Origin of the sequence: Mesorhizobium sp. M7A.F.Ca.US.011.01.1.1, from assembly GCF_003998295.1 — a bacterium.
Classification (GTDB): domain Bacteria; phylum Pseudomonadota; class Alphaproteobacteria; order Rhizobiales; family Rhizobiaceae; genus Mesorhizobium.
Genome location: NZ_RZRT01000003.1, coordinates 324,218 through 336,287 on the forward strand (window position 1 = coordinate 324,218; position 12,070 = coordinate 336,287).

The 12,070-nt window shown below is 63.1% G+C and carries 11 protein-coding genes; 4 read left to right on the forward strand and 7 right to left on the reverse strand.

The window, feature by feature from the left end; genetic code table 11:
- Nucleotides 1-121: 121 nt before the first annotated feature.
- The 4 genes from EOA13_RS06235 (at nt 122) to EOA13_RS06250 (ending at nt 4,236) form a co-directional block, all read left to right on the forward strand.
- Entirely contained in the window at nt 122-880 is a 759-nt protein-coding gene (locus EOA13_RS06235; protein WP_127290556.1) for a 3-ketoacyl-ACP reductase, read from the forward strand.
- 12 nt (nt 881-892) lie between these two features.
- Complete coding sequence (locus EOA13_RS06240; protein ID WP_127290558.1) at nt 893-2,521, forward strand: choline dehydrogenase; 1,629 nt, start codon at nt 893-895, stop codon at nt 2,519-2,521.
- Between the two features lie 17 nt (nt 2,522-2,538).
- Complete coding sequence (locus EOA13_RS06245; protein WP_127290560.1) at nt 2,539-2,847, forward strand: Dabb family protein; 309 nt, start codon at nt 2,539-2,541, stop codon at nt 2,845-2,847.
- Between the two features lie 171 nt (nt 2,848-3,018).
- Nucleotides 3,019-4,236, forward strand: coding sequence for an MFS transporter (locus EOA13_RS06250; protein ID WP_164779998.1), 1,218 nt, complete (start codon nt 3,019-3,021; stop codon nt 4,234-4,236).
- Nucleotides 4,237-4,244: 8 nt separating this feature from the next.
- On the opposite strand, the gene EOA13_RS06255 is transcribed toward EOA13_RS06250, so the two are convergent.
- The 7 genes from EOA13_RS06255 to EOA13_RS06285 form a co-directional block, all read right to left on the reverse strand.
- On the reverse strand, nt 4,245-5,090 hold the full coding sequence (locus EOA13_RS06255; protein ID WP_127290564.1) for an EamA family transporter: 846 nt from the start codon (nt 5,088-5,090) through the stop codon (nt 4,245-4,247).
- Nucleotides 5,087-5,989, reverse strand: a complete 903-nt coding sequence (locus tag EOA13_RS06260) for an endonuclease/exonuclease/phosphatase family protein (protein WP_127290566.1) — start codon at nt 5,987-5,989, stop codon at nt 5,087-5,089. Before EOA13_RS06260 ends, EOA13_RS06255 begins: the two co-directional genes overlap by 4 nt.
- Nucleotides 5,990-6,155: 166 nt before the next feature.
- Entirely contained in the window at nt 6,156-7,706 is a 1,551-nt protein-coding gene (locus EOA13_RS06265) for a sodium:proton antiporter (RefSeq protein ID WP_127290568.1), read from the reverse strand.
- A 272-nt stretch (nt 7,707-7,978) separates the two neighbouring features.
- Complete coding sequence (locus EOA13_RS06270) at nt 7,979-9,043, reverse strand: ABC transporter ATP-binding protein (RefSeq protein ID WP_127290570.1); 1,065 nt, start codon at nt 9,041-9,043, stop codon at nt 7,979-7,981.
- A 30-nt stretch (nt 9,044-9,073) separates the two neighbouring features.
- Complete coding sequence (locus tag EOA13_RS06275; RefSeq protein ID WP_023759707.1) at nt 9,074-9,865, reverse strand: ABC transporter permease; 792 nt, start codon at nt 9,863-9,865, stop codon at nt 9,074-9,076.
- On the reverse strand, nt 9,862-10,776 hold the full coding sequence (locus EOA13_RS06280; protein WP_023810098.1) for an ABC transporter permease subunit: 915 nt from the start codon (nt 10,774-10,776) through the stop codon (nt 9,862-9,864). The genes EOA13_RS06275 and EOA13_RS06280 overlap by 4 nt, the downstream gene beginning before the upstream one ends.
- A gap of 63 nt (nt 10,777-10,839) precedes the next feature.
- Nucleotides 10,840-11,946 (reverse strand): ABC transporter substrate-binding protein, encoded by a 1,107-nt coding sequence (locus EOA13_RS06285; protein WP_127290572.1) that lies wholly within the window; start codon nt 11,944-11,946, stop codon nt 10,840-10,842.
- Nucleotides 11,947-12,070 lie beyond the last annotated feature (124 nt).

Consider the following 12,070-nt stretch of genomic DNA (forward strand, 5'->3'; position numbering starts at 1 on the left):
GCGCTCCTTTGGCGATTGGCGAAGCCGTCGGCGAAGGCATCCTTCTCCCCGTCACCATACGGGGAGAAGTGCCCGGCAGGGCGATGAGGGGCAGCGCTGACATCCGCAAGGCTAGCCTCCAATGATCCGACCCTCCGCCATCGTCACCGGCGGCGCGCGCGGCATTGGGCTGGCCTGCGCCGAGGCGCTCGCGGATGCCGGCTTCGACATCCTGGTCGCCGATCTTGCCGAACAAGCGCCGGATGATCTTGCTACTGATATCGCCGGGCGCGGCGCGAAATTCGCCTACGTCCAGTGCGACATTGCCGATCTCGCCAGCCACACCGTACTTGTCGCCGCCACTATGCGCGCCTTCGGCCGTATCGACTGCCTGGTCAACAATGCCGGCGTCGGCGCCGTGGTGCGCGGTGACCTCCTGGACCTCAAACCGGAGAACTTCGACCGCACAATGGGCATCAACCTGCGCGGCACTGTCTTCCTCAGCCAGGCTGTCGCCAAGGCGATGCTGGCCACTTCGGGCGATCAGAGATCGATCATCACCATCACCTCGGTCAGCGCCGAAATGGCGTCGCCGGAGCGGCCGGATTACTGCATCTCGAAAGCCGGGCTTTCGATGTGGGTGAAGAACCTGGCGCTGCGGTTGGCTCCCGAAAACATCGGCGTGTTCGAGGTGCGGCCCGGCATCATCCGCACCGACATGACTTCAGGCGTGACCGCCAAATACGATGCCCTCATCGACAGTGGACTGGTGCCGGCCAAACGCTGGGGCGAAGCATCAGATATCGGTGCAGTGGTGGCGGCGCTCGCCGGCGGCAAATTCGGCTTTTCGACCGGCTCGATCATCAATGTCGATGGCGCCCTCTCCGTGCCGCGACTGTAAGTGGACAGTGTCATGACCGACTACATCATCGTGGGCGCCGGTCCGGCCGGCTGCGTTCTGGCCAACCGATTGAGCGAGGATCCGGCAAATTCGGTCCTGCTGCTGGAAGCCGGCGGCAAGGACTGGCATCCCTATATCCACATGCCGGCCGGTTTCGCCAAGATGACGAAGGGGATCGCCTCCTGGGGCTGGTCGACCGTGCCGCAGAGAAACATGAAGGACCGCGTCTTCTGGTACACGCAGGCCAAGGTGGTCGGCGGCGGCTCGTCCATCAACGCCCAGATCTACACGCGCGGTAACGCCCGCGACTACGACGCCTGGGAGAAGGAAGAAGGCCTCGCCGGCTGGGGCTATCGCGACGTGCTGCCTTACTTCAAACGCGCCGAAAACAACCAGCGCTACGCCAACGATTTTCATGGCGACCAGGGCCCGCTTGGCGTGTCGAACCCGATTTCGCCGCTGCCAATCTGCGAGGCCTATTTCCGTGCCGGCCAGGAGATGGGCATCCCCTTCAATCCGGACTTCAACGGCGCTGCCCAGGAAGGCGTCGGCTATTATCAGCTGACCCAGAAGGATGCCCGGCGCTCGTCCGCTTCAGTCGCCTATTTGAGGCCGATCCGCGCCCGCAAGAACCTGACCGTCCGAACCGATGTGCTGGTGACGCGCATCGTCGTCGAGAACGGCCGCGCCGTCGGCGTGGAGGTGGTCGACAGGCCAGGCGGCGAGAAGAAAATCCTGCGCGCCGAGCGCGAGGTGATCGTCTCGTCCGGCGCCATCGGCTCGCCGAAACTCCTGATGCAGTCGGGCATCGGCCCGGCGGACCATCTGAAGTCGGTCGGCGTCACGCCGGTGCATGACCTGCCCGGCGTCGGCTCCAACATGCAGGATCATCTCGATCTGTTCGTCATCGCCGAATGCACCGGCGATCACACCTATGACAACTACGCCAAGCTGCACCGCACGGCCTGGGCCGGCCTGCAATATCTGCTGCTGAAGAAGGGGCCGGTGGCCTCCAGCCTGTTCGAGACCGGCGGCTTCTGGTACGCTGACCCGACCGCCGCCTCGCCCGACATCCAGTTCCATCTCGGCTTGGGCTCCGGCATCGAAGCCGGCGTCGAGAAGCTGAAAAACCCGGGCGTCACCTTGAATTCGGCCTTCCTGCGCCCGCGTTCGCGCGGCACGGTGCGGCTGAAGAGTGCCGACCCGGCCGACCACCCGCTGATCGATCCGAACTACTGGTCCGATCCCTACGACCGCGCCATGTCGATCAACGGGCTGCGATTGGCGCGCGAGATCATGCGGCAGAAGGCGCTTGCCCCTTACGTGCTGCGCGAAGTGCTGCCCGGACCGTCGCTCGCCAGCGACGACGAGCTGTTCGCCTATGCCTGCCGCGCCTCCAAGACCGACCATCACCCGGTTGGCACCTGCCGCATGGGTCATGACGAGATGGCTGTCGTGACGCCGGATCTGCGGCTGCGCGGCATCGAGGGCCTGCGCGTCTGCGACGCCTCGGTGATGCCGCGCGTGCCTTCATCCAACACCAATGCGCCGACCATCATGGTCGGTGAAAAGGGCGCCGACCTGGTCCTTGGACGCGAGCCGCTGCCGCCGGCTGTGTTTTCCGGAAACCGGGCTGCTTAGCCACTGAGGGGTAAGATATGATCAGGCATTGTGTTTTCGCTAGATTCCGCAATGATGTCGCCGCCACCGAGCGCACGGCGATCCATGCCGATCTCGAGGCGCTGCGACAGGTGATCGACGGCATGGACGCAGTAAAATTCAGCGCCAATGTCAGCCCGGAGCCGTTCGCACGCGGCTTCACCCACGGCTTCACCATCGATTTCCGCGATGCTGCCGCGCGCGATGCCTATCTTGTGCATGAAGCGCACCAGCGCGCCGGCGCGCGCCTGGTCGCTGCCCTGGAAGGCGGCACGGACGGACTGATGGTGTTCGATCTCGAAATCTAGACCTCATCCTCAAGCCACGATCGAGTTCATCGACAGATGGCACCGGTCGGTCTCATCGCACCTTCCGCCATTCCAGCGGGCGTTCGATCAAATGAGCCACGCGAAAACGTGACCACCGGTCTTCCCTGAACTGGCCGATAATTCCCCCCATCGATGAAGATGGAGGAAGATTTGCCCCTTAATTCGCAGCAGAAGAAGACCGTCCTCGCCTCATTCCTGGGCTGGACGCTCGATGCTTTCGATTTCTTCCTTCTGACATTCCTGCTCACCGATATCGCGACCGAATTCCACGCCGACGTGCCCGCGGTCTCCAAGGCGCTGTTCCTGACCTTGGCGACACGCTTCATCGGCGCGTTCTTCTTCGGCATGCTTGCCGACAAATACGGGCGCAAGCCGATCCTCATGCTCAACATCGTCAGCTATTCGGTGATCGGCGCGCTGGCCGCCTTCTCGCCCAATCTCGGCATATTCCTCGCCCTGCGTGCTTTGTTCGGCATCGCCATGGGCGGCGAATGGGGGCTTGGCAGTTCGCTGGCCATGGAGTCCATTCCGCCGAGCGCACGCGGCATGGTCTCCGGCATCCTGCAATGCGGCTATCCGGCCGGCTATCTGCTGGCGGCGGTGGTCTATGGTCTGCTCTATCAGCAGACGATCGGCGGCTACAGGATCGGCTGGCGCGCCATGTTCCTGCTCAGCTTCGTGCCGGCGCTGATCGTGCTCTTCATCCGCTCGCATGTGCCGGAATCGCCGGCCTTTGTCGAAGCGCAAAAGACCGCAAGACCGGGCATGTGGGAAACGCTGCAGAAGCACTGGGGCGTCGCGCTCTATGCCGTCGTGCTGATGATGTTCTTCAATTTCTTCAGTCATGGCACGCAGGACCTCTACCCTACCTTCCTGAAGAAGCAGCACGGCTTCGATCCGCATACGGTGAGCTGGATCACCATCGTTGCCAATATCGGCGCCATCGTCGGTGGCCTGGCGTTCGGCGCGTTGTCCGAGAAGATCGGCCGCGTCAACGCCATCACGCTGGCATGCCTGATCGCCTTGCCCTCCATCCCGCTATGGGCCTACTCGACCACGCCGTTCATGCTCGCCATCGGCGCCTTCGTCATGCAGGTCGCGGTCCAAGGCGCCTGGGGCGTCATCCCGGTGCACCTCAACGAGCTTTCGCCTGGCGCGGTGCGGGCGACCTTGCCCGGCTTCATCTATCAGGCGGGTAATCTCGCCGCATCCTATGGCGGACCCTATCAGGCCGGAATCGCCGAAAGCGCCGGAGGCAGCTATGGCTATGCGCTGGCGCTGTTTGCCGGTGTCGTCGCCGTCTGCATCATCGTCGTCATCCGCTTCAGTCCGGAACGACGCGGCGAGCTGATGACAGTGCTCAATTAAAGGCCGCGTCAGCCGAGCCTTAGCGCAACGACACCTGCAACGATGCTGAGCGCGGCAGCACCGCGCCAGCCTGTCATCTTCTCGCCGAGCGCGAACACCGAGATCATCATGGCGAACAGGATCGAGGTCTCGCGCAGCGACGCCACCGAGGCGATCGGCGCCTTGGTCATCGCCCACATCACGATCCAGTAGGCCGCGCCACTGAGCACGCCGGTGAACAACCCCGCCTTCCAGTCGCGTGCCAGCACGGGAAGCGCCTTCGGCCCACGGAAGATGAGGCACAGCACCAGTGCGCCAACGGCATCGCAGATGAACAGCCAGGCGGCATAGCTTTGCGCCGTGGCGGCCAGCCGCGCGCCGCTGCCGTCCGACAGCGTGTAGCTGGCGATGAAGATGGAAGTGCCGAGCGCAAAACCGACCGCGCGCAGGTTAAGCTTTTCCAGATGCGCGCCGCCACGAAACGACATCACCAGCGTGCCGGCCGACAACAGGAAGATACCGAGCATGGCGAACGGGCCGGGAATCTCGGCGACGACGAACATGCCTCCAAAGGCCGAGAGCAGAGGTGCTGTGCCCCGCGCCAGCGGATAGGTCTGTGCGAAATCGCCGGCCTTGTAGGCGCCGATCAGGAACGTCCGGTAGCCCATGTGGAAAATGACCGAGGCGATGATGTAGGGCCACACTTCCGCCTTCGGCACTTCGACGAAAGGCAGCACCACGAGGGCCGCAGCGCCCATGCCGAGCGTCATCAGCGTGATCGACAGGAAGCGGTCGAGATGGACCTTGACCAGCGCGTTCCAGATCGCGTGCATGGCGGCGGCGGCAAGCACCGCGAAGAAGACGAAAAGCGTCATGTGGCAATGCCGGGCGTTTCCAGGTCGATGTCGACCCGCAGCGGAAAATGATCCGACGCAACCTCGCCGACGTCGGCACTGATCGAGCGCACCCGCCCGGCGAACATGCCGCCGACGAAGCAATGGTCGAGCCGGCGCTTTGCCAGCTTGCCGTCGATGGTCTTCACATGGGTGTGGAAGTCCGCGGCCGGCTCGCTGGCAATGGCGGCGGCATCGATGAAGCCGTCAAGATAGGCCGCGCCGCGATGGTAAGGCGTGCTGCCGACGATGCGGCGATATTCGGCACTGCCCGGCTCCATGTTGAAATCGCCCATCCAGATCGCCGCCAGCGGGTTTTCCGGCTCCGCTTCGCCGCTTGTCCAGTTGCGCGTGGGTTCGTCGTCGACGCCGCTCCACGGCCCGCCATCGGACGGTGCCCGGCGATGCTCGGCCAGGAGATAGTCGATCTGCTCCAGCCGCTCCTCGGCCGCGATATGGGCGAGATGCAGCGACAACACCCGCACCGGCCCTGCCGGCGTGCGGATCATGCATTCAAGTGCGGCGTTGCGGGTGTTGAGCGGCCGCTGCGTGCGGCGCATCGGCAGCGCATGCAGCCGCGACCAGACGATCGGCAGTTTCGACAGCACCATGGTGCCGAACTGGCGGCGCCGGTTGACCACACGACCTCCGAGCTGCTCGCTGGCATCCATGTCGAAGGCCGGGCCATAGACCCAGTGATGGTCGGGCAGCAGACGGGAAAGCAGCTCCGGCTGGTCGTCGAAATTGCTGCGATGCCAGTGCCGCTCGACCTCTTGCAGCGCAATGATGTCGGCGCCGGCAACGATGCGCGCGGCGCGCGAAAGATCGTAGCGGCCATCGCCGCCGAACCCGTACTGGATGTTGTAGCTGACCAGCTTCATTGCTTATCCGGCTCAATTTCGTGTTGGCAGTAGCGGTTCGATGCCGCGGTTGCAATGTGCAGGAGAATGGATGTGGCTTGGACCAGCCTTGCCCTTCACCGGGATCATGCACCGATCCCGAAGCACTTCGGTATCTTCCGTGCGCCGGAAAACGGCGTGCGATGCCTTATGTATTCAGCGGCTGGAACCGGCCGGGTGGCGACGCCGCCAGTTCGGTCCAGTCGATCTCTTCCTCAAGGCGATGATAGGCTTCGTCGCCAATCGTCCCGTTGCGGCGCAATTCCTCCAGCGCGTCGCGCTGGCTCTTGATCGCATAAAGACGCAAGCGGTCATATTCGGTCGCCGCCTGGGCATCGTCGGGATTTTTGGCGATCTTGCGTTGAGCGGCATATTGCTCGCGCACCGCGGCCGCCGCGTCCGATGTCTTGCCGCTCAATATGTCGAGCGCGGCCTGCATGACCACAACGCGTGCCTGCGCAACCTCGCGGTCGACGGTTTCGTCAGGGTCGAGATTCAGCAGGCGCAGCAGCGGCTTCAGGCTCATGCCTTGCAGCACCAGCGTGCCGAGCACGACCGTGAAGGCAGCGAGCACGATCGGGTCGCGGGCCGGGAATTCAGCCGGCAGGGCGAATGCCGCCGCAAGCGTCACCAAACCGCGCATCCCGCACCAGCCGATCAGCACGCCGCCACGAAACGACGGAGCGTCACGCTGACGATCAGCTACGCCGAAGCGACCAAACCACCTGATGATCGCGCCGCACCCCAGCACCCAGATGAGGCGTGAAACGATGACGATGGCAAGCACTGTTCCGGCCAGGACGAACGCATCGGTTTGCCCCTGCCCGGCAAGCCGGCCGACGATCGTACGCGCCTGCAGGCCCATCAGCACGAAGGCCAGCACATTGAGCACGAAGACCGCCGTTTCCCAGACCGAATAAGAGCTGATGCGGTTTCTGGCCGGCATGCGGCGCGGCGCGGTGCGGGCGATCGTCATGGCATAGACGACTATGGTGATGATGGCCGACAGTCCGATCCTGTCGGCCAGAATCCAGACCCCGAATGTGCCGGCAAATTGCACCACGGTGCCGCTCGCCGGGTCCTCGATCCGGCCCAGCGTCATCAGAGACACCCGGCCAAGCAGGTAGCCGGCCGCAAGACTGCCGAGCGTGGACAGCAGGATCATCGGAACGGCGCTGCTCAGCAGAATGGAACCTGCTGCCGCCGAAATCGCCATCCGGTAGATCAGCAACGCGGTGGCGTCGTTAAGCAGGCTCTCGCCTTGCAGAATGGCAGTGATGCGGTGCGGCACCTTGAACTGGCCAAGCACGGCCGATGCCGCAACCGCATCGGGCGGCGCCACGATGGCGCCAAGCGCTATGGCCGCGGCGATCGGCAGACCTGCCATCGCCCAGCCGGCAAGCGCAACCGTCGCTGTCGTGAAAAGGACGGCGCCAAGCGCCAGCAGCACAAGCGGCACCCTGTAACGGTTGAGATCGCGCAGCGAGGTATCATAGGCGGCATCGAGCAGCACCGGCGCGATGAACAGGGCTAGCGCCAGTTCCGGATCGATCTCTATGGTCGGCACGCCAGGCACGAAGGCGATGGCCACCCCTGCCAGCGCCAGCAAAGAGGGATAGGGAACCTGCACGCGCCGCGACAGCGCCGTCAGCGCGACAGCGATCAAAAGCAGAACGAGTGTCAGTTCGAAAAGAACCATGGCCTGTTATAGCCGGGAAGCGAGATTCTGGCAGCGGCAAAGCGGCTGAAACTGTTAATAGCCCAGCATGCTTGAGCCGGCAGGAATATGCCGCGAATTGCCTTTCTGCTAATTCGACAAACGCGCCGACCACACCGACATCGAGATCACCTGATATGGGGTTCGCTTAAACACGGACTTCCCTGCATTGCAGCCCATGCCACGCGGACGGAAGCATCCTCCCGTCTTCGCAGACCGGGATGCAGCCATTCATTTTGAACAAGCGCATCAGCCTAGTGAAGCACCAGCATATCGCTCGACGAGAACGAGATCTCGGCCTTTTCACCGACTGCGGGGGGCGGTGTCGCCGGGCTGTTGAAGGTGTCGAGCGAGACCGTGTTGCCACCGATGCCGACGCGAACCCGGATGACCGAGCCGAGGAAGTGCACTTCGGAGATTTCACCGGAAAGACTGGAGTCGCGGCCGGGCTGACGGCCAAGAGAAATCGCCTCCGGACGCAACGCCAGCGACAGCGTGTCGCCCGACTTGGAGCCGTTGAGCTTGCCCTTGAGCGAGACCTGCTCGGAGTTGACCCGCACCGTGCCTGCAGCCGCATCGGTGACGGTGCCTTCGAGCACGTTCAGCGTGCCGACGAAATTGGCGACGAACTTGGTCGCCGGGCGGTTGTAAATCTCGAACGGCGTGCCGACCTGCTCGGCCTTGCCGCCATACATGACGGCGATGCGGTCGGAGATCGACAGCGCCTCTTCCTGGTCGTGCGTGACGAAAATGGTGGTGATGCCGAGCTTCTTCTGGATCGAGCGGATTTCCTCGCGCAGCGACACGCGCACCTTGGCGTCGAGCGCCGACAGCGGTTCGTCGAGCAGCAGCAGCTTCGGCTTCGGCGCGATGGCGCGGGCCAACGCGATGCGCTGCTGCTGGCCGCCCGAAAGCTGGTAGGGATAGCGATCCGCCATCTGCGGCAGCTTGATGATACCGAGCATCTCGGTGACGCGGGCATCGATGTCCGCCCTGGGCATGCCGGCGACCTTCAGGCCGAAGCCGATGTTCTGCGCCACGGTCAGGTTCGGAAACAGCGCATAGGCCTGGAACACCATGCCGACATTGCGCTGGTTGGGCTTCAGCCGCGTAATGTCCTTGCCGCCGACGACGATCGTGCCCGCGCTCGGCTCCTCGAAACCGGCGACCATGCGCAACACGGTGGTCTTGCCGCAACCGGACGGACCGAGGAAGGAGACGAATTCGCCGCGCTCGACGTCGAGATTGAAATCCTCCACGACTGTGGTGGCGCCGAAGGATTTTCGAACGTGCTGGATGGAGAGGAATGGGTCGGCCATGGCGTTCTTCTTTCGATCAGTACTTTTCGATCAATTGGGACGGTTCGCGGATCTCGGCGCGAAGCGGGACAGTATCTGGATCAGCGACATGCAGCCCCAGGTGATGGCGAAGGCGATGATGGCAAGTGCCGCCGGCTCATAGGCGCGGTTGGCACCAATATTCTGCAGATAAGGGCCGAAGGCAGGCCGGTTGAGCAGGCTGGCCATGGTGAATTCGCCGATGACGATGGCGAAGGTGAGGAAGGCGCCCGAGAGCACCGCGATCAGCACGTTGGGCAGGATGACACGGGTGATGATGGTGCCCCAGCCAGCCCCAAGGATCTGGGCCGCTTCCGTCAAGGTGCGCACGTCGATTGTGCGAAGCCCGGTGTCGACGGCGCGATACATATAGGGCAGCGCCAGTGTCGCATAGCCGATGACCAGCAAGGCATTGGTGCCTGTATCGGTCGCCAGAAACGGCAGCGGCGAATTCGACCCGTACATTCTGATGTAGCCGAAGACGATGACGATGGCTGGGATAACCAGCGGCAGCAGGGTAATAAACTCGACGATCGGCCGCAATTGCGGCAGCCGAAGCCGGATCCAATAAGCGGCGGGCACCACGATCAGCACACCGAGAATGATGGTGAAAACGGCGGCCAGTACCGAATAGCCGAAGGTGGCCTGGAAGCGGGCGTCGCCCAACACGACCTTGTACGCGTCGAAGGAGTACTCCCCGCGCCGCATGCGCATCGAGAACTCCACGGTCGCGATCAGCGGGATGAAAAAGTAGGCCGCGCCAAGAGCGAAGACGAGCCAGGCCCAGAACTTTCCCGACTTCATTTCAGCCACCTCTCGGAACGGGTCCGGAACCAGATGTAGAACACATTGGCAAGACCGGTGATGACGATCATGCCGAAGGCGATGGCATAGCCGAGATGGGCATTGTGCAGCACATCTCCACGGATCTGTGCATAAAGCAGGATCGGCACGATGTTGAGCGACGAGCCGGTCAGCGCATAGGCGGTGGCGATGGCGCCGAAGGCGTTGGCGAACAACAGGATCACGGTGCCGAGGAAACTCGGCCAGATCACCGGAATGACCACCATGCGCCAGTACTGCGACATGGTCGCGCCCAGCGTCGCGGCGGCCTCGCCCCATTCCTTCTTCAGCCCGTCTATAGCTGGCACGATGATCACCACCATCAGCGGTATCTGGAAATAGACATAGGTCAGTGTCAGGCCCCAGAATGACAGGATGTTGAAGCCATGCGCATAGATGTTAAGGCCGAACACGGTGTTCAGGATCACCGTCGCAAGGCCGAGGCGGCCGAGCGTGGCGAGGAAGGCAAAGGCCAGCGGCACGCCGGCAAAATTGGAGGCCACGCCGGAAAACGTCAGTGTCGCCGAACGTATCCAGTCCGGCAGGCCGCCGCGCACGATGGCAATGGCAATCGCCAGGCCCGCGAATGCGCCAATCAGCGATGAAGCAAGACTGATCTTGATAGAAATCCAGTAGGCGGCAACGATGGACGGTTGCGCCAGCGCTGCGATGTTTTCGAGAGTGAATTCGCCGGCATCGTTCTGGAATGCACCCAGCATCAGATAGAGCGTGGGCAGGATGAGGAACATGATGGCGAAGATGAAGAACGGTGCAACGCCAAGCCATTGTGTCGGCAGCCGCATGCTGCGTGCTTCGGCGGGAGGCGCGGTCTTCCCGGTAACAGCGTGGTCGGACAATGAGATATCGGTCATGCGCCGGCTACCGTCTTCGAGAGAAGGACCGGGCGGCCGCGAAGCCGCCCGGCATGGTGTGAATTACTTGACGTTGGCGCCGACGACGGCATCCCAGTTCTTGGTGATGGCTTCCTTGGACTTGCCCTGCTCGTCGAGTGTCGGGAACACGGCGGAAGCATAGGCTTCGGCCGGCGGCAGCTTGGCCAGGATGTCAGCCGGGATCTTGCCGTTCTTGGCGAGATCGTTGAAGCGGATCGGGTGGCAATAGCCTTTCAGCCAGCCGATCTGGCCTTCGTCCGAGTAGAGGTATTCGAGCCAGAGCTTGGCTGCATTCGGATGCGGCGCGTAGGCGCTGATCGCCTGCACATAGACACCGGCGACAACACCGGTCTTCGGCACGACGACGTCGACGGGCGGATTGCCCTTCAGCGTGTCGCGGCCGGCGAGCGCGTTGTAGTCCCAGGTGACGAGGATCGGGGTCTGGCCCTGGGCGAGCGTCGCGGCCTTTCCGATGACCGGCACGAAATTGCCGGCGGCATTGAGCTTCTTGAAGAAGTCGAGGCCCGCGGTGCCGGCAGCCTCACCGGCGGCGGCGCCTGACGACAGGCCGGCGGCATAAACCGCCTGGATCGCCTGGTTCGAGGCACGCGGATCACCGGCAAGGGCTACCGAGTTGGCGAATTCCGGCTTCAGCAGGTCGGCCCAGTCGGCCGGAGCTTCCTTGACGAGGTCCTTGTTCACCTGGAAGGAAAGCACGCCGTAATAGTCGCCGGTCCAGAAGCCTTCGGCATCCTTGGCGCTGTCGGGGATCGAGTCCCAGGTCGACACCTTGTAGGGCTGGATCAGGCCATCGGCCTTGGCGGTCGGACCGAAGGACAGGCCGACGTCGATGACGTCAGGCGCCTGCGGGCCCTTGTTGTCTTTGTTGGCCTTGATCGCCTCGATCTCGTCGCCGGAACCGGCATCGGGATTGAGTTCGTTGACGGTGATTTCCGGATACTTCGCCTTGAAGCCGGCGATGACGTCGCCGTAACCGCACCAGTCATGCGGCAGCGCGATGGTGGTGAGCTGGCCTTCCGCCTTGGCGGCCTTGACGAGATCGTCCAGCGAATCCGCGGACGAAATCACCGTCGACGCGAAAAGCGCCGCGGCCGAAAGGGAAAGCACTTTCCCCGTGAATTTGAACATGTGTTCTCTCCGTTGAACTGACGCCGTTGGACGCCTGCGATGCGGTATCGTTTTCATGTGACAGCCAGATGAAAGCTTTGTGAAAGCGGCTGCTCGCAGTGCGAAAAAGTAAACTCTTTTTAAC